Here is a 23,439-nt window from a genome sequence, read left to right as displayed (position 1 = left end):
CCGGACGTCCCGTCGCGCGGGTGCCGGCGATTCCATACGGCTACACCAAATCGATAAGGCTACTACCACAGCGTTACACGACCGTTACTTGACCCACGGCGGTAAAGCTAGGCATTCGCCAGCGATTAGTCAATGGCGCCGGAAAAAAGATCACCGCCCGGCCGCCATGTCCCCACCTTTGTCCGGCGCGCTACACTAGGCCGGTTTTCAAACGGAGGCATTTCGATCATGAGTGAGCGGGCACTTCCTCCCTGGCCGTATCCACGCCTGATGGCGCATCGCGGCGCCGGCAAGCTGGCGCCGGAGAACACGCTGGCGGCGTTCCGGCTCGGCGCGTCGTTCGGCTATTCGGTCTTCGAATGCGACGTCAAGCTGTCGGGCGACGGCAAGAGCTTCCTGCTGCACGACGCGACGCTCGAACGCACTACCAGCGGCGCCGGCCGCGCCGACGCGCTGACCCTGGGCGAACTGGCCATGCTCGACGCCGGCAGCTGGCACGGCCCGGCGTTCGCCGGCGAACCGCCGGCGACCCTCGCGGCCATCTTCCGCTACCTGCGGGCCAACGGCTTTTCGTGCAACGTCGAGATCAAGCCCTCGCCGGGGAACGAATGGCGGACCGGCGCGGCGGTGGCGCTCGACGTCAAGGCCATGGCGCAGGGCATGGCCGTCGTGCCCCTGCTCTCCTCGTTCAGCGAAACCGCGCTGGAGGCCGCGCGCGCCACCGTGCCGGAGCTGCCGCGCGCGCTGCTCCTCGACGCGCTGCCGGCCGACTGGCTGGAACGCCTGGAACGGCTCGACTGCGCGGCGCTCGACGCCAACCACAAGGCGCTGTCCGCCGGGATCGTCGCCCGCGCGCACGCCGCCGGCCGCCGCGTGCTCTGCTACACGGTCAACGACCCCGAGCGCGTGCAGACGCTTTTCGAGTGGGGCGTGGACAGCGTGATCACCGACGCGGTCAACCGCCTGCCGCCGCCCGCCTAGCCGGTATCATTTCAGCCCGGCACGGGGAATTCGGCGGCCTGATCGAAGACCCACTGGCGGAATCTGGCCATCGGCGCGCTGTCGAGTTTTTCCTTGCGGCACACGAAGTAGTAGGCGTGCGGCGATTCGGCGAGCGCGCTGAACGGCCGCACCAGCAGGCCGGCGCGCAGCGCGTCCCAGGCGATCGTCTGGCGCGCCAGCCCCAGCCCCTGGCCGGCGCCGGCGGCCTGCAGCATCAGCGCCGAATCGCTGAACACCAGCCCCGGCTCGGGTTCCTCGGCGACGATGCCGGCGGCGGGAAACCACCACGACCACGGTTCGTTGTCCGAATGCAGCAGCGGCAGGCCGTCGATCGACGGCGGATCGGCGAGGCCGTGCCGGCGCGCGAATTCCGGCGAGCAGACCGGGAACAGCCAGTCGCGCATCAGCAGTTCGGTGTGCAGCCCGGGGTAGCGCCCGAAGCCGAAGCGCAGCGCGATGTCAACCTCGCCGCCCTTGACGTCGGCCAGGCGCATCGACGATTCCACCTCGACGTCGATCTCCGGATTGGAGGCGATGAACTCGCCCAGGCGGGGCAGCAGCCAGCGCGCCGCGAACGACGGAATCGTGCTGATGCGCAGGCGCGTGCGGCGGCGCGCGGCCAGCTCGCGCGTGGCCTGCTCGATTTCGTTGAAGGCCGCTTCGACGCGGGAGGCGAAGGCGAACGCCTCGCTGGCCAGCGTCAGTCCCCGCCCCTGTTTCTCGAACAGGGTGACGCCGAGTTCTTCCTGCAGCGCGCGGATCTGGTGGCTGACCGCGCTGTGCGTCAGGTGCAGCGCCTCGGCCGCGCGCGACACGCCGCCCAGGCGGACGACCGCGACGAAGACGCGCAGGGCATTGAGCGGGGGCAGGCGTTGCGACATGTGAGAAAAACTAACATAAATAGGGAAAATTGCGCAATTGTCGTCTCGGGGCAACGGGTCCAGAATCATTCCCATGCGCCACTTTGCGAAGGCGTTGATTGAAAAGGAGGACCTTCGTCATGTTAGCTCAATCGACCTATTTGCAAATCGACCTCGGGGTCAACGAAGCTGCTTCGCTGCGCTGCGCGAAGCACTGCGAACTGCGCTGCCTGAGCGGGAAAATCTGGATCACCGAGGAAAACTCCGGCCGGGACATCGTGCTCGGCGCGGGTGAAAGCCGCCGCCTGACGCGGCCGGGACAAACCATCGTGCAGTCGCTGGGCGAGGGCGCGCAATGCCGGCTGGTCCTGGCGCGGTCGCCGTACGGCCTGCTGGCGCTGCTGCGGCATTGGCTGCCGGACGCCGTGGCCGGCAAGCCGGGCTATCACCTGGTGCTCGGCGGCTGAATTCCATGCGCCGCCAGCCGGCGGCGCGTCCGCTCACTTCCGACGATTGCGCCGCAGCATCGGCAGCAGCGCCTCGCGCTGGTGTGCGGCGAGCCCGAGCAGGATCAGTGCTGTCCCGGCCGCCAGGCTCGGCGTGACGCGCTCGCCGTTGAACACGCTGCCGAGCAGCAGGGCGATGACCGGGGTGATCAGGGTGATCAGCGCAATCCGGGTGGCCCGCATGTGCTTGATCACGTAGTAGTACATGGTGAAGGCGACGGCCGAACCGAACACTCCCAGGTAGACGATCGCGGCGCCCGTCCGCCACGGCACCGCCGTGGGCAGGCCGGCGCTGGCGGAGAACCAGAGCAGGGCGAACAGCGGCGTCGCCACGGCCAGCGAGCCGACGGTGGTGGCCAGCGGCGGGCTGTCGTCGCCGATGCGCTTCAGCCATACCAGGCACGCGGAATAGAAGAAGACCGAACCGAGCAGCGCGGCGAGTCCGCCAAGAAAGCGTTCCCCGCCCACGCTGCCGCCGTGCAGGAAGATGACGCCGAGCCCGGCCACGCCGAGCAGCGTGCCGAAGATCTTCCACGGTGTCAGCGACTTCTCCCCGAGCAGGAAGGTCGCCATGATCCCGGCCATCAGCGGCGCCAGTCCGAAGATCACCGAAATCAGCCCGGAATGCACGAAGCGGGCGCTCCAGTAGGTCAGCGCCATCGAGGTGAACAGGCCGACGCCGCCGACCCCGTAGGCCAGCAGCGCGCGCGGATGCACCGGAAAGCGGGTGCGCCCGGCGAACAGGATGAGCAGCGCGGTGGCCAGCCCGATGGCCATGCGCGCCAGCACGGCCAGCGCGAAATCGACGCCCTGGGTGCTCCACTGGATCGTCAGCGGCGTCGTCGACCAGATCAGGATGATGCCGAGATAGGCGGCCGGGACGGACATGCGCGGGACTTTCGTGCGGACGGGAAGGGAGCCGGGGAAGGGCGATACAATACCATCTTTGGTCAGATCACATGGCCGCTCGGGCCGCATGCCCCACATTCCTGGAGATCGTATGACGACGCAGCGCTACACGGTGGAATCGCTCGGACAACTCGCCGAAAATCTGTTCACGGCGGCCGGCATGGATGCCGGCAAGGCGCGGGCGGTAGCCGACGTGCTCGTCGCCGGCGACATGGTCGGCCAGCGCACGCACGGCATGGCACTCTGCCCGCAGTACCTCGAACAGATCGAAAAAGGCCTGATGGCAACCCGCGGCGAGCCGGAGGTCGTGCGCGACGCGGGCGCGGTGTTCGTCTGGGACGGCGGCTACCTGCCCGGCCCGTGGCTGGTCGCGCGGGCGCTCGACCAGGCGGCCGGGCGCATCGGGCAGCACGGCGTGGTTACCGCCGTGATCCGCCGCAGCCACCACATCGCCTGCCTGACTTCGCTGATCAAGCAGGCCACCGATCGCGGCCTGGCGATGATCCTCGCCTCATCCGATCCGGCGTCCGGCTTCATCGCCCCGTACGGCGGCCGCGAGCCGCTGTTCACCCCGAATCCGATCGCCATCGGCTACCCCGGCACGGCAGCGCCGGTGTGGATCGACGTCAGCACCTCGATCACCACGGTCGGCATGACGCGGCAGAAGTCGGCCGCCGACGAGCCCTTCGCGCATCCCTGGCTGATGGACGCCCAGGGCACGCCGACCAACGACCCGCACGTCCTCGATCCCGGCGCCGGCGGCACGCTGCTGCCGCTCGGCGGACGCGAATACGGGCACAAGGGCTTCGGCCTGTCGCTGATGATCGAAATGCTGACGCACGGCCTCGGCGGCTTCGGCCGCCTGGACAGCGAGAAGCGCTGGGGCGCCAACGTCTTCCTGCAAGTGCTCGACCCCGCCGCCTTCGCCGGCCGCGAGGCCTTCCTGCGCCAGATAGATTTCCTGACGGAGCGCTGCCACGCCAACGCCCCGATCGACCCGGCGCAGCCGGTGCGCATGCCGGGCGAAATGGCGCAGCGGCGCATGCGGGACGCCGAGGCGGCGGGCATCGAGGTCACGCCCAAGGTGCTGGAAGCGCTCTCGGCCGCCGCCGGACGCTACGGCGTCGCCTTGCCGGCCCCGCTGGGCTGATGCGCTAGGGCAGGTCGGGAAAGGCGCGCCGCAGCTCGTCGCCGAGCTCGGCGAAGACGCTCGCCGCCAGTTCGGAGATCACGGTGACGGCAGGATTCGGGTCGTCCGCCCGCTTCACCAGCGACAGAAGCCCCGGCCGGGTCGGCCGGTGCAGCAGGCGCAGGGTGACGTGCAAGGGATTGAGCGTTACCGACGAGGCCGGCACCAGAGCCACGCCGAGCCCGGCGGAAACCATGTCCAGCACGCCGAACAGCGTGCTCGCCTCGTAGCGGATGGTCGGGCTGAATCCGGCGTCCGTGCACAGGCTGATGGCCTGGTCGAAGAAGGCCTGCCCGCGATGCCGGGTGAAGCTGACGAAAGCGCACTGCGCCGCCGCGCGCAGTTCGATCGGAGCGGTTCCATCGAGCGCATGGCCTTCGGGAACGGCCAGGCAGAACGGATCGGCCAGCCCGATCGTCTCCAGGCCGCCGACCGCAGCGAACCGATTGCGCACGATCCCGGCATCGATTTCCATGCGCTGCAAGGCCTGCAGCTGCGCATCGGAAATCATCTCGACGACCTCGATGTCGCTTTGCGGCCGCCGCTTGCGCAGTTCGCGCAGCAGCCGCGGCAGCACCATGTGGCCCGCCGAGGGAATGAAGCCGATGCGCAGTTGCCCGCCCTCGGCGTCGCCGATGCCGTGGGCCAGGCGTTTGGCGCGGTCCGCCCTGGCCAGCAGGTCCTTGGCTTCACGCAGGAAATGCTCGCCCGCCGAGGTGAGCCGCACCCCGCGCGGATAACGGATCAGCAGCCGTGTGCCGAGTTCGTCCTCCAGCTGCCTGATCTGCACCGACAGGGGCGGCTGCGCGATGAACAACTCTTCCGCCGCGCGCGAGATGCTGCCGCATTCGGCGACGCTGACGAAGTAGCGCAGATGACGGAGTTCCATGCGCCAAGTATACGTAAATGATATGGATAATCTACAAAAGTAATATTTGTAATAGCCATGGGCGCGGCGGACACTGCGTGCGTGAAGAGCGGCCATGCACGTTCTTCGGAAAACCCAGAACAACCGTTCCCAGGAGGCTCACATGTTGTCGAAAGCAGTCAGGCTCGCCGCCGCGCTGGCGGTCGGCGCGATGGCCGGCTCCGTCCAGGCGCAGAACTACCCGAGCAAGCCGATCCGCATCATCGTGCCGTTCGCCGCCGCCGGCGGCGGCGACCTGGCGACCCGCGCGGTCGCCGAGAAAATGTCCGTCTACCTCAAGCAGCCCGTCATCATCGACAACCGGGGCGGCGGCGGGACGGTCATCGCCACCGACCTCGCGGCGCACGCCGACCCGGACGGCTATACCGTCTTCGCCGCGCCGACGACGATGGTGATCAATCCCGCCGTGCGCACCAAGCTGCCCTACGACTGGGAGAAGGCCTTCGTGCCGGTGACCATGCTGGCGACGCTGCCGTTCGTCGTCGCGGCGAGCAAGGACTTTCCCGCTAATAACATGAAGGAACTGGCGCGCATGGCCAAGGACCAGCCCGATTCGATCAGTTTCGGCTCCGGCGGCGCGGGGACGGTGGCCCACTTCGCCGGCGAGCTGTTCGCCCAGCGCACCGGCACCACCATGCTGCACGTGGCCTACAAGGGCGAAGGCCCGGCGCTCGGCGACGCGCTGGGCGGACAGATCTCGGTGATGTTCAGCACGCTGGTGTCCGCCTCCAGCCACCTCAAGGGCGGCCGCATGAAGGCGCTGGCCGTGACCAGCCGCAAGCGCAGCAGCCTGCTGCCGGATATCCCGACGGCGGCCGAGCAGGGGTTCGACGACTATGACGTCTTCTCCTGGGCGGCCCTGGTGGTGCCGAAGGGGACGCCGCCGGAGATCGTGAACAAACTCAACACGGCCGCCAACGAAGCCTTCAAGGATAAATCCGTGCGCGACCGCCTGACCGCCCTGGGTGCGGAACCGGGCGGCGGGTCGGCGGAAGAGCTGGCGAAGTTCATGAAGTAGGAAGCGGCCAAGTGGGCCGAAGTCGCGCGCAAGGCCAAGGTCAGCCTCGACTGAGAAATCCCGGACATGCGAACGGAAAAATACGACGTGGTCGTCGTCGGCGGCGGCGCGGCCGGAGTCGCGGCGGCGGTGGGCGCCGCCCGCCGGGGGGCGCGTACCCTGCTGGTGGAGCGCTACGGCTTTCTCGGCGGCGAGGCGGCCAACGCCAACGTGTTGTCCTATTGCGGCTTCTACGTGCGCGGCGACGCATGCCGGATGGCGGTCGGCGGCATCGGCGCCGCCGTGCTGGCCGAGCTGGCGGCGCTCGGCTTCGACGTCGCGCCCATCCGCGCGCCGAGCGGCAACTGGATCGTCATGCTCGATCCCGAGGCGATCAAGTACGCCATCGACCGGGTTACCGCCGTGAATGGGCTCGATTGCCGCCTGCATTGCAGCCTGGTCGGCGCGCATGCCGCCGCGGGCCGCCTCCACGCCGTCAGCCTGCACGACGGCGCCGGCCGCTGCGACGTGGAAGCCGGCGCCTTCGTCGATGCGAGCGGCGACGCCAACCTCGGCTTCGCCGCCGGCGTGCCGGCGATGCGCGACCTTCAGCCGGAGCGGGCGCGGCAGGTGGCGTCCTTCCCGGTGCGCTTCGGCGGCGTGCCGCCGGAGGTGGCCGTCGATCGGGCGGAACTGGCGGCATTGATGCCGGACTTCCGCAATGACGGCGAGGTCGGCCAGGTGCGTCCGCACGGCGGGCATTTCATCCGCCTGCCCGGCTCCGGCGACCTGTGGTGGATGGGCATCGACCTGCTCACGGACGGGCTCGATTCGGCTGATCTCGCCCGGGCCGAACGGGCGGGCCGGGAGCTGGCCTGGCGCTTTCTCGGCCTGCTGCGCGCCCGCCTGCCGGGCTTCGCCGGGGCGCACATCGCCGCCACCGGCCCGCAGGTCGGCGTGCGCGACAGCCGGCAGCTGCAGACGCGCTACCGGATCAGCGACGCCGACGTGCTGGCGGGCCGGCTGCGCGACGATGGCGTGGCACTCGGCTGCTGGCCGGCGGAGGTGCATCAGGGGAACGGCGGGCCGCAGTTCCAACCGGTGGGCGGCGACGGTTCCTACCATGTCCCGCTGGCTGCGCTGCAGGCGCTGAACCGCGACAACCTGTGGGTCGGCGGCCGCGTCGTCGGCTGCGACGAGCAGGCCTACGGTTCGCTGCGCGTCATGGGCACCGCCTTCGCCACCGGACACGCGGCGGGAATCGCCGCCGCCATCCAGGCCGAGGCCGGCGGCGCGCCGGCACCGGACGCCGTGCGCCGCGAACTGCGGCGCCAGAACGCCATTTTCTGAGGGCGGCAGAGACCCGCCTTCGGCATCGCAACAACAACATCGATAGCGAGGCGCGCTCCCGGTCCGCCCTGGCGGGCGGGCACGGCGACGCCGCATCTGCGTGAGGGAGACAGGCATGTCATCGTTGATCAAGGGTCCGAAGGATTTCTGGACGGGAGTGATGTATGCGGGGTTCGGGGGGATCGCGTTCGCGATCTCGCGGGAGTATTGGGAGTATTCCTTCGGCTCAGCGGGGCGCATGGGGCCGGGCTACTTTCCGACGGTGCTGTCCTGCCTGCTGATGGGCTTCGGCCTGCTGGCGCTGCTGCGCGGCCTGCGCCGGGACGGGCCGGCGATCGGCGGCTTCGCCTGGAAACCGGCGCTGCTCGTGCTGGCATCGACGCTGGCGTTCGGTTTCCTGCTGCAGGGCGCCGGGCTGGTCGTCGCCCTGCTCGTGCTGATCTTCGGCAGCGCCGCGGCGAGCGTCAGATTCCGCCTCGAATGGAAAGCCACGCTGCTCGCGTTCGGACTGGTCGCCTTCTGCGCGTTCGTCTTCGTCAAGGGCCTGGGGCTGCCGATGCCCTTGCTCGGTTCCTGGTTCGGCGCCTGAGGAGATCCCGCCATGGACGTCTTCGCCAATCTCCTGCTCGGCTTCCAGACCGCCGCCAGCTTCGTCAACCTCCTCTACTGCCTGATCGGCGTCGCCCTCGGCACCGCCATCGGCGTGCTGCCCGGCCTCGGCCCGGTGGCCACCATCGCCATGCTGCTGCCGCTCACCTTCGGCCTGGAGCCGGTCTCCTCGCTGATCATGCTCGCCGGCATCTTCTACGGCGCCCAGTACGGCGGCTCCACCACCGCCATCCTGGTCAACCTGCCCGGCGAAGCCTCCTCCGTGATCACCGCGCTCGACGGCCATGCAATGGCCAAGCAGGGCCGCGCCGGCAAGGCGCTGGCCACCGCCGCGCTGGGCTCGTTCTTCGCCGGCACCGTGACCACCTTCCTGATCGCCCTGTTCTCGCCGCCGCTGGCCGAAGTGGCCTTGAAGTTCGGCCCGGCCGAATACTTCTCGCTGATGGTCCTCGGCCTGGTGGCCTCGATCGTGCTGGCGCACGGCTCGCTGCTGCACGCCCTGGGCATGATCGTTTTCGGCCTGCTGCTCGGCATCATCGGCACCGACGTCAATTCCGGCGTGGCGCGCTTCAGCTTCGACGTGCCGGAACTGACCGACGGCATCAACTTCGTGGTGGTGGCCATGGGCGTCTTCGGCCTCGGGGAAATCATCGCCAATCTGGAGCATGAGGCCGAACGCAGCCTGATGGTCAGGAAAGTCACCGGGCTGATGCTGAGCAGGGAGGACTTCAAGGCCATCGCCGCGCCGGTGGTGCGCGGTACCGCGCTCGGCTCGATCCTCGGCATCCTGCCCGGCGGCGGCGCCATGCTCTCCTCGTTCGCCGCCTACGCGCTGGAAAAGAAAGTCTCGAAGAACGCCGCCAGCTTCGGCAAGGGCGCGATCGAAGGCGTGGCCGCGCCCGAATCGGCCAACAATGCCGGCGCGCAGGCCTCGTTCATCCCGATGCTGACCCTCGGCATCCCGTCGAACCCGGTGATGGCGCTGATGATCGGCGCGATGATCATCCAGGGCATCCAGCCCGGGCCGTCGGTGATGGTCGAACAGCCGGCGCTGTTCTGGGGCATCGTCGCCTCGATGTGGATCGGCAACGTCTTCCTGGTCATCCTCAACCTGCCGTTGATCGGGCTGTGGGTGAAGATGGTCTCGGTGCCGTACCACCTGCTCTTCCCGGCGATCCTGGTGTTCTGCGCGATCGGCGTGTTCAGCCTGGCCAACACCGCGTTCGACGTGTATTTCATGGCCGTCTTCGGGCTGCTCGGCTACGTTTTCCGCAAGCTCGGCTGCGAACCGGCGCCGATGATGCTCGGCTTCATCCTCGGGCCGATGATGGAGGAGTTCCTGCGCCGCGCGCTGCTGCTGTCCAAGGGCGATCCGGGCGTTTTCCTCCGCCGCCCGCTGAGCGCCGCCATGCTGGCCGTCGCCGCGCTGGCCATGGCCACCATTCTCCTCCCCGCCTTGCGCAAGAAGCGCGAGGAAGCCTTCGCCGAGGACGATTGAGCAAGCGGTGGCCGCCGGGCCGGCGGCTTCGGTCCCGGATTACTTGGCCTTGCCGACCAGGAATTCGACGGCCGCCTTCAGTTCGTCGTCGGTCAGCGTCGGGTCGCCCGCGCGCGGCGGCATGGCGTTCTTGCCGTTGATCGCCGACTTGAGCAGGGCAGCCTGGCCGGTGGCGATGCGCGGCGCCCAGGCCGCCTTGTCGCCCGTCTTCGGCGCGCCGGCCACACCGGCGTCGTGGCAGGCCTTACAGATGGTGTTGTAGATCGCCTCGGCGCTGCGCGGCTTGCCGTCCGACGCCGGTCCCGCCTGCCGCATTTCCACCCGCGCCACCGGCAGGATGCGCAGTTCGGCGTCGTCGGCGCCGCCGGCCGGCGAAGCGTCCCCCTTGCCGAGTTGCGACAGCGGCCACACCACGACGACCAGGGCGATCGCCACGACGATCGTGATCAGCAGAATCGTCCGGGAGGAATACACCGAGGGTTTTTCCATGTCGAGTCCCTGTAAAACCGTTGATTGGAGTTCGTTCGGCGGTTTTGCCATCGTACCTTTTTTTCTTCCGGCCGATTCAATCGGCTTCGTCCATGTCCACCCAGCAGTAGGCGCCGTCGAAGAACACCAACGGGGAGGTGGCCTCGCCGCGCGCGAAGCCCTCGACGCGGCCGACGAAGATGACGTGGTCGCCGCCCGGATAGTGCGCGTGCTGCGTGCATTCGAACCAGGCGCAGCAGCCTTCGATCAGCGGCGTGCCGCCCGGTCCGCGGCGGATCGGCACGTCGACGAAGCGGTCCTCCGCGCGCGAGGCGAAACGGTTGGAGAGGCCGCGCTGGTCCGCCGCCAGGACGTTGATCGCGTAGCGGCTGGCCCGGCGGAAGGCCTCCAGCTTGGGCGAATTGACCGACAGGCTCCAGAGGATCAGCGGCGGGTCGAGCGAGACCGAGTTGAACGAGCTGATCGTCACGCCGATCGGCTGCCCCTCCGGCGCCAGGGCGGTGACCACGGTCACGCCGGTGGCGAAGCGTCCGAGCGCGGCGCGGAAGTCGCGGCAGCACAGTCCGGCCGCCGTCAGCGCGTCGCCGCTGCCGCATTCGGCGCAGGCCTTGGGGGGCTTGGAATCCGTGGTTTCGCTCATCGCTGGTTCCGGGGTGGGAGAAGTCGGCATGCTAAGATCGGCGCGGTCCGGGGAAGTTCAGGATTTCTCCGCGTCCGGGGCGGATTGTCCCCATTATATTCGCGTCATGCGCCGTGCTCACCGATCAGATGCGTGATTCCTCCGATTCCTTCGCCGAACGCCTGATCCGCTGGCAGGACCGGCACGGCCGCCACGACCTGCCCTGGCAGCGGACGCGCGATGCGTACCGGATCTGGCTGTCCGAGATCATGCTGCAGCAGACCCAGGTGGCCACCGTGATTCCTTATTACCAGCGCTTCCTGCAGCGTTTTCCCGACGTCGCCGCGCTGGCGGCCGCGCCGGTCGGGGCGGTGCTCGAAGCCTGGGCCGGCCTCGGCTACTACGCCCGGGCCCGCAACCTGCACCGCTGCGCGCAGGCGGTCGTCGCCGAACACGCCGGACAGTTCCCGCGCGATCCGCTGCAACTCGCCGAATTGCCGGGGATCGGCCGGTCCACGGCGGCGGCGATCGCCGCCTTCGCCTACGGCGCCCGCGCCGCGATCCTCGACGGCAATGTCAAGCGCGTCCTCGCGCGCTGCTTCGGCGTCGAGGGTTTTCCGGGCAGCGCGCCGGTCGAAAGGGTGCTGTGGCAGCTGGCCGAATCCCTGCTGCCGCCGGCGCGCATCGAGGCGTATACGCAGGGCCTGATGGATCTCGGCGCCACCGTGTGCACGCGCGCCAACCCGTCGTGCGGCGCGTGTCCGCTGCAGGCGGTCTGCGTGGCCCACCGGGACGGGCGGCAGGCCGAGCTGCCAGCGGCCCGGCCCGCCAGGACGCTGCCCGAGCGCGAAGCGCGGGTGCTGGTGCTCACCGACGGCCGGCGCGTGCTGCTCGAACGCCGGCCGCCGGTCGGCATCTGGGGCGGCCTGCTGGCCCTGCCCGAACTGGACGGGGAAGACCCCGGCGAGTTCGTCCGGCGGCGCGGCTTCCGCCTGCTGGAGGCGCGGGAGCTGCCGGCGCTGCGCCACGCCTTCAGCCATTTCCGCCTGACGCTGCGGCCGTGGCTGTGCCGGGTCGAAGCGGCGGCGGCGCAGGCCGGCGAACCCGGCTGGGAATGGCTGGCGCTCGCCGGGATCGATTCGGCGGCGCTGCCAGCGCCGATCCTGCGCATCCTGCGGCGCGCCGGGTGACGGCCGCCGTCCGCGGGTACGCCGGCGCCGGGGTCAGAGTCCGGCCGGCCCGCGCGGCGCGCCCAGCGACACGGCCTCGATGCCGTACTTGCGTGCCACCTTGAAGTAGAGCTCGCGCGCCGCGACGACCTTCGGGCTGCGCGCGTCCCTGGCCTGGGCGAGCTGGAGGTAGCGCAGGGCGCGGCCGGCCAGCTCCTCGTTCCAGCCGGAGCGGTCGAGCAGGGCGTAGATGGCCTTGCAGGCGTCGGTCAGGAATTGCAGGTTGGGCACGCGCTCGGCCGCCTCGATCAGCGTCTGCACCGAGGCCCGGTCGTCGCCGCTGCGCGCTGCCAGCACGCCCCGGTTGTTGAGTTCGACGATTTCCCGCCCGACCCGGGCGAGCAGGTCCTGGCCGACGTCCTCCTTGCCGGTCTTGGCGAAAACGGACTGGATGCGGGCGATCGTGTCGCGGTCCTCGTGGTGCTCGGCGGCGACCCGGCCGAGGATTTCCTGCGCCCTGAACTCGTCGCCGGCCGCCAGGCAGGCGTGCGCCAGATCGACGGCGATTTTCTGCGCCGGCCCGGCCGGATCGGCGTCGCCCTGCATCGTCTCGTGCAGGGCCAGGGCCTTTTCCAGCGTCTGCCGGGCCTTGGCCGGCTCGCCTTCCTGGCCGGCGCACAGGCTGTCCATGACCAGCGCGGCGAGTTCGCCGCGTGCATCGCCGCGCCAGTCGCGGCGCAGTTCCTGCGTCACCCGGCGGGCGCCCTCGGTGTGGCCGCGGTCCAGCATCACCCGCGTCAGGTTGGTGTAGTCGTCGACGGCCCGCAGCGAGGAGCCGCGCCGCCGTTCGAGCACCTTGCCGTAGGCGCGCTCGGCGGCGTCGAGGTCGTTGTTGCGCACCGCCACGTCGCCGACCAAGCGCTGGCGGAGCGAATTGTTCGGCGAGATGGCCGCGGCCTTCTGCAGCATTTCCTGGGCCTTGGCGAGCTTGCCCTGCTCCTCGCACACGCTGGCGACGAAGTCGTAGGCGGCGAGGTATTCGGGAAACTCGCCGATCAGCGCCGAGCCGATGTTTTCCGCCTCGGCCAGATCGTCGAGGCCGCGCAGGGCGGCGGCCAGCCCCATGCGCGCCCACGGCGCGGCGGTGAATTCGAGCGCCTGCCGGTAGACGGCCCGCGCCTCCTCGTGGCGGCCGAGCGCGTTGAGGATGGCGCCCTTCCGGCGCAGCACCTCGGGCAGCAGCTGTTCGTCCTTGCCGAGCAGCGCCTCGCACGCCGCCAGCGCGTCGACGAAGGCGCCGTTGTCGAGGTGGCGGAAGACCTGTTCGAAGAACTGCTTCCTGTAGAGCGCCCGGATCAGGCGCGCTTCGAGCAGCTCGGCGGTGAACGGCTTGATCAGGTAGTCGTCGGGCGTCAGTTCGGCGACCGAGACGACGTTCCGATAGGCGCGCTCGGCGGTGACCAGCATATACACCGTCGACAGCGAGATGAGCTGCTTCTGCCGCAGTTCCTCCAGCAGCTGCTGGCCGTCGCGTCCGTCCTCGAGCACGTAGTCGGCGAAAACGATGTCGAAGTCGTAGGCCTTGACCAGCCGCAGCACTTCGGCCGACGCCGCCGCGTTGTGGATGGCCGTGATGCCCAGCGTCAACAGCAGGATGCGCAAGGAATTGCGCGCGCCGCTGTGCCGGTCGATGATCAGCACGCGCAGGCGTTCGAGGCCTTTGTTCAACCGCCGGAGCAGGTCGGGAGTGTTCTGGGGGACAGGTAAGCTCATGGAATAAATACGTTACGCGACTGCGGGCCGTCAGGCAAGCAATGTGCGCGCCAGCCTCCGGAATCGGCCTGAAACCTGTTATTTTTCAGCGAATTGGCGTAGAATCCAGACCCTTTCGCGGCAATTCCCCAGTACCTTCCGAACCCTTCCATTGCCATGCAGTATCCCGATTCCTTCGACGTGATCGTGGTCGGCGGCGGCCACGCCGGGACCGAGGCGGCGCTGGCCAGCGCGCGCATGGGCGCCCGGACGCTGCTGCTCACGCACAACCTCGACACGCTCGGGGCGATGAGCTGCAACCCGTCGATCGGCGGCATCGGCAAGGGGCATCTGGTCAAGGAGGTAGACGCGCTCGACGGCGCCATGGCGGCGGCCACCGACGAGGCCGGCATCCAGTTCCGCATCCTCAACGCCAGCAAGGGGCCGGCGGTGCGCGCCACGCGCGCGCAGGCCGACCGCGTGCTGTACAAGCAGGCGATCCGTTCGCGGCTGGAGAACCAGCCGAACCTGTGGCTGTTCGCGCAGGCCTGCGACGACCTGATCGTCGAAGGCGAGCGCGTCGCGGGCGCGGTCACGCAGCACGGCATCCGCTTCTCGGCGCGCGCGGTGGTGCTGACCGCCGGCACCTTCCTCGACGGGCGCATCCACGTCGGCCTGTCGCAGTCGGTCGGCGGGCGCATGGGCGACCTGCCGTCGGTGTCGCTGGCCACGCGCCTGCGCGAACTGCACCTGCCGGCGGGCCGGCTGAAGACCGGCACGCCGCCGCGCCTCGACGGCCGGACGATCGATTTCTCGGCGCTGCCGGAGCAGCACTCCGACGATCCGCTGCCGGTGTTCTCCTTCCTCGGCCGGGCGGCGCAGCACCCGCGCCAGATGCCGTGCTGGGTGACCAGCACCAACGAACGCACGCACGAGATCATCCGCGGCGGGCTCGACCGCTCGCCGATGTACACCGGCGTCATCGAAGGCGTCGGGCCGCGTTACTGCCCGTCGATCGAGGACAAGATCCACCGCTTCGCCGGCAAGAGCAGCCACAACATCTTCCTCGAACCCGAGGGGCTGGGGACGCACGAAATCTATCCGAACGGCATCTCGACCAGCCTGCCGTTCGACGTGCAGCTGGCGCTGGTGCGCTCGATGAAGGGGCTGGAGAACTGCCACATCCTGCGGCCGGGCTACGCCATCGAGTACGACTATTTCGATCCGACCGGGCTCTCCGCGTCGCTGGAGACCAAGGCCGTCAAGGGCCTGTTCTTCGCCGGGCAGATCAACGGCACCACCGGCTACGAGGAGGCCGCCGCGCAGGGCCTGCTGGCCGGCGCCAACGCCGCGCTGCAGGCGCAGGGCAAGGAAGCGTGGTCGCCGCGCCGCGACGAAGCCTATCTCGGCGTGCTGGTCGACGACCTGATCACGCGCGGCGTGTCCGAACCGTACCGGATGTTCACCAGCCGCGCCGAATACCGGCTGTCCCTGCGCGAGGACAACGCCGACATGCGCCTGACCGAGACCGGCCGCCGGCTCGGGCTGGTCGGCGAGGCGCGCTGGGCCGCGTTCTGCGAGAAGCGCGAGGCGATCGCCCGCGAGCAGGAGCGCCTGAAGTCCACCTGGGTGCACCCGGAGCGGGTGGACATGGCTGCGCTGACGGCGGTGCTCGGCAAGCCGATCGAGCACGAATACACGCTGTTCGACCTGCTGCGCCGGCCGGACGTGAGCTACGCCGGCCTGATGTCCCTGAGCATCGGCGGCGCAGGCCTGGCCGATCCGCTCGTCGTCGAGCAGGTCGAGATCCAGGCCAAGTACCACGGCTACATCGAGCGGCAGGCCGAGGAAGTGGCGCGCAACCAGGCCCACGAGGACACGCGGCTGCCGGACGATATCGACTACATGCGCATCGGCGGCCTGTCGGCCGAGATCCGCCAGAAGCTGATCCGGCACCGGCCGCAGACCATCGGCCAGGCCTCGCGCATCCAGGGCATGACGCCGGCGGCGATCTCGATCCTGCTGGTCCACCTCAAGCGCGCCGCGCTCGCGGCGCCGCGCGGCAACGCATGAATCTGGCGGAAGAACTCGCGCGCGGGCTGGCGGCCATGGGCGTGGACGTGCCGCCGGCGCCGCGCGAAAAGCTGCTCGCCTACCTCGCGCTGCTCTACAAATGGAACCGCACCTACAGCCTGACCGCGCTGAAGGAAGAGGACCAGGCCGTCAGCCACCATCTGCTCGATTCGCTGTCGATCCTGCCCTGCGTTCCCGGCGGCCGGCTGCTCGACGTCGGCAGCGGCGGCGGCACGCCGGGGATTCCGCTGGCCATCGCCCGGCCGGACCTCGCCGTGACGCTGCTCGACAGCAATTCCAAGAAGGCAGCGTTCCTGCGGCAGGCGGCCATCGAACTGGAACTGCCGAACGTCGCCGTTCACGGCGGGCGCGTCGAACAGTATCATCCGGCGGATGGCTTTGCCGTGATCGTGTCCCGCGCCTTCGCCGAACTGGCCGATTTCGCCGCGCTGTCGCGGCATCTGCTGGCCGCCGACGGCGTCTGGCTGGCCATGAAGGGCGTCCGGCCGGACGGCGAAATCACCCGCCTGCCCGGCGATGTGCGCGTCGAGGCGGTGCATCCGCTGCGCGTGCCCGGGATCGACGGGGAGCGGCACCTGGTCGTGATGCGCCGCGTCGCGGCGGATTGAGCGGTTCAGGGAGAATGTCAGGAGAACAACAAGGTGGCGAGAATACTGGCAGTGACCAACCAGAAAGGCGGCGTCGGCAAGACGACCACCGCCGTCAACCTCTCGGCGTGCCTGGCCGCGCTCGGCCAGCGCGTGCTGATGGTCGACCTCGACCCGCAGGGTAACGCCACCACCGGCTGCGGCGTGGTCAAGCGCGAGGCGCTGCCGACGGTCTACCAGATCCTGATCGGGCGTTCCACGCTCGCCAAGGCGCGCCTCCACACCGAGTTCGGCTTCGACATCCTGCCCGCCAACCGCGACCTGGCCGGCGCGGAAGTCGAACTGATCGAAATGGACGGACGCGAATTCCGCCTGCGCGACGCGCTGGCGCCGGTCCTCGCCGATTACGACTTCGTCCTGATGGACTGCCCGCCGGCGCTCAACATGCTGACGGTCAACGGACTGGCCGCCGCGCACGCCGTGATGATCCCGATGCAGTGCGAGTACTACGCGCTGGAGGGCCTGACCGACCTCGTGGCCACGCTCAAGAAGGTGCGCGCCAAGCTCAATCCCCGGCTGGAGATCGAAGGCCTGCTGCGCACCATGTTCGATCCGCGCTCGACGCTGACGCAGCAGGTTTCCGGCGAACTCGTCGGGCACTTCGGCGACAAGGTCTATCGCACCATCATCCCGCGCAACGTGCGCCTGGCCGAAGCACCGTCCTACGGCAAGCCGGTGATCGCCTTCGACCGCCTGTCCAGGGGCGCGCAGGCCTACGGCGCGCTGGCGCAGGAACTGCTCGACCGCCGCGACGGCGCCGCGCAGCCCGCCGCCGAACAAGGAGCACAGGCATGAAAATGAAGGGACTCGGCCGCGGCCTCGACGCCCTGCTCGCCGGCAACGAGGCGCCGGGCAGGGAGCAGCAGCGCACGCTGCCGGTGGGCAGCCTGCAGCCCGGCAAGTACCAGCCGCGCACGCGCATGGATCAGGAATCGCTGGCGGAACTGGCCGCGTCGATCCGCGCCCAGGGCCTGATGCAGCCGATCCTGGTGCGGCCGCTCGGCAGCGCGGCCGGCGAGGAACGCTACGAGATCGTTGCCGGCGAACGCCGCTGGCGCGCCGCGCAGATGGCCGGGATGACCGAGGTCCCGACCCTGATCCGCGAGATTCCCGACGAGTCGGCGCTGGCCATGGCGCTGATCGAGAACATCCAGCGCGAGAACCTCAACCCGCTGGAGGAGGCGCAGGGTCTGCAGCGCCTGATCGACGAATTCTCCATGACTCACCAGCAGGCGGCGGACGCGGTCGGCCGCTCCCGCCCGGCGGCTTCGAACCTGCTGCGCCTGCTGCAACTCGCCCCGCCGGTGCAGGAACTGCTGATGTCCGGCGAACTCGACATGGGCCACGCCCGCGCGCTGCTGCCCCTGGCCGGCGCCCTGCAGATCCAGCTCGCCCAGCGCGTGGTGCAGAAGGGATTGTCGGTGCGCGAAGCCGAGCGGCTGGCGCAGAATTCGCTGAAACTTCCGAAGGCGGCCGAGGTCAAAGCGCCCGACCGCGACGTGCTGCGCCTGCAGGAGGAGCTTTCGGACATCCTGGGCGCGCGCGTCGAGATACGGGCCAACAAGAAAGGAGCGGGCAGGATACAGATCCAGTTCGGCGACCTGGATCAGCTGGACGGCATTCTGCAGCGCTTCCGCTGAGTGCTTCCCATTCCTGTCCCGCCGTTCGCGTGCGATCCATTGGGGATTTCCGATGGTTGCGTTAGGGAGGGCTGCCGTGCAATGATTATGCCGTTTCACGCCGGGTCGCGGGAATTCCTCGGAGCATCACTTAGACCAAAATGTTCAGGGTGATTCTGTTGCAGACAGCGGCAGTGGCAATGGCATCGGCCGTGGGCGGATTGATGGCCGGCTCCCCGGGAGGCATTTCCGCTGCGTTGGGAGGAGGCGTGTGCCTTTTCCCCAATCTGTTTCTGGCGCTGTACCTGAAATTCGCCGCCGTCCGCCCGGGAGCCGGTTTTCTCGCCAGTTTCCTGCTCGGCGAGATTTTCAAGCTGGCGTTCATTGTCGGTTTGCTGTTCGTGATCGCGCAGGAGTACGACGATCTGCACGTGCCTTCTCTGCTGATCGGTCTGGTGCTCGCCACGCAGGCATTGTTTTTTTGGGGTTTCTGGAAAAAGAACTGAACATGTCGACAACAGGTCATGAAGCTGCCGCGAGCGCGCCGAATGCCGGCGAGTATGTCCTTCACCATCTGGCGAACCTGAATTCATCCGGACATCCGCAAAACACGATGGTCAACTTCTCGATCATCAACTACGACACCCTCTTCTTTTCCATCGCGCTCGGCGCGGCGGGCCTGTTCGCCATGTGGCTGGCCGCCCGCAAGGCGACCTCCGGCGTGCCCGGCCGGGGGCAGGCCGCGCTGGAAATCCTGATCGAGATGGTCGGCAACCAAGCCAAGGCGATCGTGCACAACGAACGGTCGCGCCGCTTCGTCGCGCCGCTGGCACTGACCGTGTTCATCTGGGTCTTCCTGATGAACGCGATGGACTTCCTGCCCGTTCGACCTGCTGCCGCTACTCTGGCAGAAGGCCTCAGGCGATCCGCACGCCTACCTGCGCGTGGTGCCGACGGCGGACCTCAACGGCACGCTCGGCCTGTCGATCGGCGTGCTGCTGCTGTGCATCTTCTATAACATCAAGATCAAGGGCCTCGGCGGCTGGGCGCACGAACTGATCACCGCGCCGTTCGGCAACCATCCGCTGCTCTACATCCCGAACTTCGTGATGCAGATCATCGAGTTCGCGGCCAAGACCGTCTCCCACGGCATGCGGCTGTTCGGCAACATGTACGCCGGGGAGCTGCTGTTCCTGCTGATCGCCCTGATGGGCATGGCCTTTCCCTCGCTGCCGCTGGTCGGCGGTTCGCTGCTCTGGCTCGGCCATCTGATCCTGGGAACGCTGTGGGCGCTGTTCCATATCCTGATCGTGGTGCTGCAGGCTTTCATCTTCATGATGCTGACGCTGGTGTACATCGGCCAGGCTCACGAGAGCCACTAGCCGACGGTAGTCGTCTTTTCGCTCGTTGCTTTTGTTTGTAAATAAACTCAGAGGAGTAGATTCATGGAAATCGAATTCGGAAGCGTTGCCATCGCGTGCGGCATGATCATCAGCCTGGGCGCGCTCGGCGCCTGCATCGGAATCAGCCTGATGGGCGGCAAATACCTCGAGGCCTCGGCCCGCCAGCCCGAGCTGATGAACGAACTGCAGGTCAAGATGTTCATCCTCGCCGGCCTGATCGACGCGGCGTTCATCATCGGCACCGGGATTTCCGTGTGGTTCGCCATCTCGACCTTCCTCAAGTAATCGCCGTCTGAGGACGATCCCGTCCATTCCACGGAAGAGGTATCCGACGTGTATCTGAACGCAACGCTACTGGCACAGATTTCTGTGTTCATCATCCTGGCGCTGTTCACCATGAAGTTCGTCTGGCCGCCGATCGTGAAGGCGCTCGACGAACGGGCCGCCAAGATTTCCGAAGGTCTGGCGGAGGCCGAGCGCGGGCGGCAGAGCATGGCCCTGGCGGCCAAGCATGCCGCGGAAACGATGCGCGAAGGCAAGGAGAAGGCGACCGAAGTGATCGTCCAGGCCGAACGGCGCGCCGAGCGGATCATCGAGCAGGCCAAGGCCGACGCGCGCATCGAGGCCGAAAAGGTGGTGGCCGCGGCCAAGGCGGAGATCGAGCAGGAGGAAGCGCGCATGCGCGAATCGCTGCGCGAGCGCGTCGCCGATCTGGCGGTGGCCGGCGCCGAGAAAATCCTGCGGCGCGAGGTGGACGCCAAGGCGCATGCCGACCTGCTGGCGGCGATCAAGCTGGATCTGTAACCCTCATGGCCGAATCAGTCACCATTGCCCGACCTTACGCGCAGGCAATATTCCGCCTGGCCAAGGAGGGCCGGTCGCTGGCCGCATGGTCCGACCGCCTGCGCCGCCTCGCGGCGATCGCCGCCGACCCCGAGATGGGGAACGTCGTCGGCAACCCGAAATTCTCCGCCGGGCAGATCGCCGATCTGTTCATGGCGCTGTCGGGTGAGCCGGAGAACCGCGAACTGGCTTCCTTCATCGCGCTGCTCGCCGAGAACGGGCGCTTCGACGTGCTGGCGGAGATCAGCACGATTTTCGAAACCCTCAAAAGCGAGGACGACGGGGTCCAGGAGGCCCTGATCGCCAGCGCCTTCCCGATCGACGAGGCCCAGCTGGCCGAGTTGCTGAAACAACTCGAAGCGCATTTCGGCGGCCGCCTGCAGGGGCGGGTGGAGATCGACCCCGCCCTGATCGGCGGCGTGCGGGTGGCGGTCGGCGACCGGATCTTCGATGCCTCCGTGCGCGGCAAGCTCGACGCCATGGCCGCGGCGCTCAAGAACTAGGAGAAATTGATGCAGTTGAATCCTTCCGAGATCAGCGAACTGATCAAGAACAAGATTCAGAGTCTGGACATCGGCGCCGAGACCCGCACGCAGGGCACGGTGGTGTCCCTGACCGACGGAATCTGCCGCGTGCACGGGCTGGCGGACGTGATGCAGGGCGAGATGCTCGAATTCCCGGGCGGCTCCTACGGCATGGCGCTCAACCTCGAACGCGATTCCGTCGGCGCGGTGGTGCTCGGCGAGTACGAACACATCAGCGAGGGCGACACGGTCAGGACGACCGGGCGCATCCTGGAAGTCCCGATCGGTCCGGAACTGCTCGGCCGCGTGGTCAATTCGCTGGGCCAGCCGATCGACGGCAAGGGGCCGGTTGACGCCAAGCTGGCCGACAAGATCGAGAAGGTGGCGCCGGGCGTGATCTGGCGCAAGTCGGTTTCCCAACCGGTGCAGACGGGCCTGAAGTCGATCGACTCGATGGTGCCGATCGGCCGCGGCCAGCGCGAATTGATCATCGGCGACCGCCAGACCGGCAAGACCGCGGTGGCGGTGGACACCATCATCAACCAGAAGGGCAAGGATCTCGTCTGCATCTACGTGGCGATCGGCCAGAAGGCCTCGACCGTGGCCAACGTCGTGCGCAAGCTCGAAGAGCACGGCGCCATGGACTACACCATCGTCGTCGCGGCCACGGCGGCCGAGTCCGCCGCGCTGCAGTACATCGCGCCCTACGCCGGGTGCACGATGGGCGAGTATTTCCGCGACCGCGGCCAGGACGCCCTGATCATCTACGACGACCTGACCAAGCAGGCCTGGGCGTACCGCCAGGTGTCGCTGCTGCTGCGCCGTCCGCCGGGGCGCGAAGCCTACCCGGGCGACGTGTTCTACCTGCACTCCCGCCTGCTCGAACGCGCCGCCCGCGTCAACGAGGAATACGTCGAGCGCTTCACCAACGGCGAGGTCAAGGGCAAGACCGGCTCGCTGACCGCGCTGCCGATCATCGAGACGCAGGCCGGCGACGTCTCGGCCTTCGTACCGACCAACGTCATCTCGATCACCGACGGGCAGATCTTCCTCGACACCGACCTGTTCAACTCCGGCGTGCGTCCGGCCATCGACGCCGGCATCTCGGTCTCGCGCGTCGGCGGCGCGGCGCAGACCAAGATCATCAAGAAGCTCGGCGGCGGCGTGCGCCTCGCGCTGGCCCAGTACCGCGAGCTGGCGGCCTTCGCGCAGTTCGCCTCCGACCTCGACGAAGCCACCCGCAAGCAGCTCGACCGCGGCCGTCTGGTGACCGAACTGATGAAGCAGCCGCAGTACTCGCCGATGTCGGTGGCCGAAATGTCGATCACCCTGCTGGCGGTCAACAAGGGCTATTTCGACGGCATCGAGGTGAAGAAGGCGCTCGACGTCGAACGCCAGATGCAGGCCTTCATCAAGGACAAGCACGCCGACCTCGTCGACAAGATCGAGGCCACCAAGGAACTTGACGCGGATTCCGAGCAGGCGCTTTCCAAGGCGATCGAGGCGTTCAAGGCGACGTTGGCCTGATCGCCGGGAGAGGACTGCCATGGCAAGCGGCAAGGAGATTCGCAACAAGATCAAGAGCGTCGAGAGCACGCGCAAGATCACCAAGGCGATGGAGATGGTCGCCGCCTCCAAGATGCGCAAGGCGCAGGACCGGATGCGCGCGGCCCGCCCGTACAGCGAGAAGATCCGGCGCGTGGCCGGTAACCTGTCGCACGCGCTGACCGAGTACAGCCACCCCTTTCTGGAACAGCGCGAGCGGATCGACGGCGTCGGCCTGATCGTCGTCACCTCGGACAAGGGACTGTGCGGCGGCCTGAACACCAACGTCCTGCGGCTGGCCCTCGGCCACATGAAGGAATGGGACGCGCAGGGCCAGCGGCTGAAGGTGACCGCCATCGGTACCAAGGGGCTCGGCTTCATGCTGCGCGCCGGCGCCGAGGTCATTTCGCACGTCACCGGCCTCGGCGACAGCCCGCACCTGGAAAGGCTGATCGGCCCGGCCAAGGTGCAGATCGACGCTTACATGAACGGCGACATCGACGTCGTGTATCTCGCCTACACGCGCTTCATCAATACCATGCGGCAGGAGCCGGTGATCGAGCAGCTGCTGCCGCTCTCCGGCGATCTGGTCGGCGCCAGCACCAGCAACCGCTGGGACTACATCTACGAGCCGAGCACCAAGACGGTGATCGACGATCTGCTGCTGCGCTACCTGGAAGCCATGCTGTACCAGGCGGTCGCCGAGAACATGGCCTCCGAGCAGAGCGCGCGCATGGTGGCCATGAAATCGGCCTCGGACAACGCCAAGAGCGTGATCGGCGAGCTGCGCCTGGCGTACAACAAGGCGCGCCAGGCGGCGATCACCACCGAGCTCACGGAAATCGTCAGCGGCGCCGCGGCCGTCTGATTACGCGAACCAGTCTATC

Annotated in this window: 24 protein-coding genes and 1 pseudogene; 19 read left to right on the top strand and 6 right to left on the bottom strand. The window is 68.2% G+C overall.

The genetic code is table 11. The annotated features are described in order from the left end of the window. Nucleotides 1-228: 228 nt before the first annotated feature. Entirely contained in the window at nucleotides 229-981 is a 753-nt protein-coding gene (ugpQ, locus tag QM701_RS11770) for a glycerophosphodiester phosphodiesterase (RefSeq protein ID WP_415167246.1), read from the top strand. An 11-nt stretch (nucleotides 982-992) separates the two neighbouring features. Here ugpQ and gcvA read toward each other — a convergent pair whose 3' ends face one another. Further along, nucleotides 993-1,883, bottom strand: coding sequence for a transcriptional regulator GcvA (gcvA, locus tag QM701_RS11765; RefSeq protein ID WP_415167245.1), 891 nt, complete (start codon nucleotides 1,881-1,883; stop codon nucleotides 993-995). Nucleotides 1,884-2,002: 119 nt separating this feature from the next. Here gcvA and QM701_RS11760 point away from each other — a divergent pair, with 119 nt between their 5' ends. Continuing rightward, nucleotides 2,003-2,329 carry a DUF2917 domain-containing protein gene (locus QM701_RS11760; RefSeq protein WP_415167244.1) on the top strand — a complete coding sequence of 109 codons (327 nt, stop codon included), beginning with the start codon at nucleotides 2,003-2,005 and terminating at the stop codon, nucleotides 2,327-2,329. A 33-nt stretch (nucleotides 2,330-2,362) separates the two neighbouring features. Here the strand turns inward: QM701_RS11760 and QM701_RS11755 are convergent, their stop codons facing one another. Beyond that, the gene (locus tag QM701_RS11755) at nucleotides 2,363-3,256 is read right to left on the bottom strand and encodes a DMT family transporter (protein WP_415167243.1); all 894 of its coding nucleotides are present in this window, start codon (nucleotides 3,254-3,256) and stop codon (nucleotides 2,363-2,365) included. Nucleotides 3,257-3,368: 112 nt separating this feature from the next. Here QM701_RS11755 and QM701_RS11750 point away from each other — a divergent pair, with 112 nt between their 5' ends. Further along, the gene (locus QM701_RS11750) at nucleotides 3,369-4,427 is read left to right on the top strand and encodes an Ldh family oxidoreductase (protein WP_415167242.1); all 1,059 of its coding nucleotides are present in this window, start codon (nucleotides 3,369-3,371) and stop codon (nucleotides 4,425-4,427) included. Between the two features lie 4 nt (nucleotides 4,428-4,431). On the opposite strand, the gene QM701_RS11745 is transcribed toward QM701_RS11750, so the two are convergent. After that, complete coding sequence (locus QM701_RS11745) at nucleotides 4,432-5,355, bottom strand: LysR family transcriptional regulator (RefSeq protein WP_415167241.1); 924 nt, start codon at nucleotides 5,353-5,355, stop codon at nucleotides 4,432-4,434. Between the two features lie 142 nt (nucleotides 5,356-5,497). On the opposite strand from QM701_RS11745, the gene QM701_RS11740 reads away from it, so the two are divergent. From QM701_RS11740 to QM701_RS11725, 4 genes are all read left to right on the top strand, one after another. Then, entirely contained in the window at nucleotides 5,498-6,412 is a 915-nt protein-coding gene (locus QM701_RS11740) for a Bug family tripartite tricarboxylate transporter substrate binding protein (RefSeq protein ID WP_415167240.1), read from the top strand. 66 nt (nucleotides 6,413-6,478) lie between these two features. After that, nucleotides 6,479-7,741, top strand: coding sequence for an FAD-dependent oxidoreductase (locus QM701_RS11735; protein ID WP_415167239.1), 1,263 nt, complete (start codon nucleotides 6,479-6,481; stop codon nucleotides 7,739-7,741). A 115-nt stretch (nucleotides 7,742-7,856) separates the two neighbouring features. After that, nucleotides 7,857-8,330: a tripartite tricarboxylate transporter TctB family protein gene (locus tag QM701_RS11730; protein WP_415167238.1), complete on the top strand. Its 474-nt coding sequence runs from the start codon at nucleotides 7,857-7,859 to the stop codon at nucleotides 8,328-8,330. A gap of 12 nt (nucleotides 8,331-8,342) precedes the next feature. Beyond that, a complete protein-coding gene (locus tag QM701_RS11725; RefSeq protein ID WP_415167237.1) occupies nucleotides 8,343-9,848 on the top strand; it encodes a tripartite tricarboxylate transporter permease in 1,506 nt (501 codons plus the stop codon). Nucleotides 9,849-9,887: 39 nt separating this feature from the next. On the opposite strand, the gene QM701_RS11720 is transcribed toward QM701_RS11725, so the two are convergent. Together QM701_RS11720 and QM701_RS11715 are read right to left on the bottom strand one after the other, a co-directional pair. Continuing rightward, nucleotides 9,888-10,337, bottom strand: coding sequence for a c-type cytochrome (locus QM701_RS11720; RefSeq protein WP_415167236.1), 450 nt, complete (start codon nucleotides 10,335-10,337; stop codon nucleotides 9,888-9,890). A 76-nt stretch (nucleotides 10,338-10,413) separates the two neighbouring features. Continuing rightward, nucleotides 10,414-10,977: a flavin reductase family protein gene (locus QM701_RS11715; protein WP_415167235.1), complete on the bottom strand. Its 564-nt coding sequence runs from the start codon at nucleotides 10,975-10,977 to the stop codon at nucleotides 10,414-10,416. A gap of 128 nt (nucleotides 10,978-11,105) precedes the next feature. Here QM701_RS11715 and mutY point away from each other — a divergent pair, with 128 nt between their 5' ends. Next, the gene (mutY, locus tag QM701_RS11710) at nucleotides 11,106-12,146 is read left to right on the top strand and encodes an A/G-specific adenine glycosylase (RefSeq protein ID WP_415167234.1); all 1,041 of its coding nucleotides are present in this window, start codon (nucleotides 11,106-11,108) and stop codon (nucleotides 12,144-12,146) included. Nucleotides 12,147-12,179: 33 nt separating this feature from the next. Here the strand turns inward: mutY and QM701_RS11705 are convergent, their stop codons facing one another. Beyond that, on the bottom strand, nucleotides 12,180-13,898 hold the full coding sequence (locus tag QM701_RS11705; protein ID WP_415167233.1) for a response regulator: 1,719 nt from the start codon (nucleotides 13,896-13,898) through the stop codon (nucleotides 12,180-12,182). 156 nt (nucleotides 13,899-14,054) lie between these two features. Between QM701_RS11705 and mnmG the strand changes: the two genes are divergently transcribed. From mnmG to atpG, 11 genes and pseudogenes are all read left to right on the top strand, one after another. Beyond that, entirely contained in the window at nucleotides 14,055-15,950 is a 1,896-nt protein-coding gene (gene mnmG / locus QM701_RS11700; protein ID WP_415167232.1) for a tRNA uridine-5-carboxymethylaminomethyl(34) synthesis enzyme MnmG, read from the top strand. Next, complete coding sequence (gene rsmG, locus QM701_RS11695) at nucleotides 15,947-16,579, top strand: 16S rRNA (guanine(527)-N(7))-methyltransferase RsmG (RefSeq protein ID WP_415167231.1); 633 nt, start codon at nucleotides 15,947-15,949, stop codon at nucleotides 16,577-16,579. Before mnmG ends, rsmG begins: the two co-directional genes overlap by 4 nt. 33 nt (nucleotides 16,580-16,612) lie before the next feature. Next, nucleotides 16,613-17,413 carry a ParA family protein gene (locus QM701_RS11690; RefSeq protein WP_415167230.1) on the top strand — a complete coding sequence of 267 codons (801 nt, stop codon included), beginning with the start codon at nucleotides 16,613-16,615 and terminating at the stop codon, nucleotides 17,411-17,413. Beyond that, nucleotides 17,410-18,258: a ParB/RepB/Spo0J family partition protein gene (locus QM701_RS11685; RefSeq protein ID WP_415167229.1), complete on the top strand. Its 849-nt coding sequence runs from the start codon at nucleotides 17,410-17,412 to the stop codon at nucleotides 18,256-18,258. Before QM701_RS11690 ends, QM701_RS11685 begins: the two co-directional genes overlap by 4 nt. A 140-nt stretch (nucleotides 18,259-18,398) precedes the next feature. After that, complete coding sequence (locus tag QM701_RS11680) at nucleotides 18,399-18,743, top strand: ATP synthase subunit I (protein ID WP_415167228.1); 345 nt, start codon at nucleotides 18,399-18,401, stop codon at nucleotides 18,741-18,743. Nucleotides 18,744-18,745: 2 nt separating this feature from the next. Continuing rightward, nucleotides 18,746-19,619, top strand: a pseudogene (gene atpB, locus QM701_RS11675) (F0F1 ATP synthase subunit A). Between the two features lie 63 nt (nucleotides 19,620-19,682). Next, a complete protein-coding gene (atpE, locus tag QM701_RS11670; RefSeq protein ID WP_415167227.1) occupies nucleotides 19,683-19,925 on the top strand; it encodes a F0F1 ATP synthase subunit C in 243 nt (80 codons plus the stop codon). Nucleotides 19,926-19,973: 48 nt separating this feature from the next. Continuing rightward, the gene (locus QM701_RS11665) at nucleotides 19,974-20,444 is read left to right on the top strand and encodes a F0F1 ATP synthase subunit B (protein ID WP_415167226.1); all 471 of its coding nucleotides are present in this window, start codon (nucleotides 19,974-19,976) and stop codon (nucleotides 20,442-20,444) included. Nucleotides 20,445-20,449: 5 nt separating this feature from the next. Further along, complete coding sequence (locus QM701_RS11660; RefSeq protein ID WP_415167225.1) at nucleotides 20,450-20,986, top strand: F0F1 ATP synthase subunit delta; 537 nt, start codon at nucleotides 20,450-20,452, stop codon at nucleotides 20,984-20,986. Nucleotides 20,987-20,995: 9 nt separating this feature from the next. Beyond that, a complete protein-coding gene (gene atpA / locus QM701_RS11655) occupies nucleotides 20,996-22,534 on the top strand; it encodes a F0F1 ATP synthase subunit alpha (RefSeq protein WP_415167224.1) in 1,539 nt (512 codons plus the stop codon). A 19-nt stretch (nucleotides 22,535-22,553) separates the two neighbouring features. Then, nucleotides 22,554-23,420 carry a F0F1 ATP synthase subunit gamma gene (atpG, locus tag QM701_RS11650; RefSeq protein WP_415167223.1) on the top strand — a complete coding sequence of 289 codons (867 nt, stop codon included), beginning with the start codon at nucleotides 22,554-22,556 and terminating at the stop codon, nucleotides 23,418-23,420. Nucleotides 23,421-23,439 lie beyond the last annotated feature (19 nt).

This window comes from Propionivibrio sp. (assembly GCF_047602565.1).
GTDB lineage: Bacteria > Pseudomonadota > Gammaproteobacteria > Burkholderiales > Rhodocyclaceae > Propionivibrio.
Note: the sequence above shows the minus strand (reverse complement) of the source record. Positions and strands in the feature narration are given on the sequence as shown.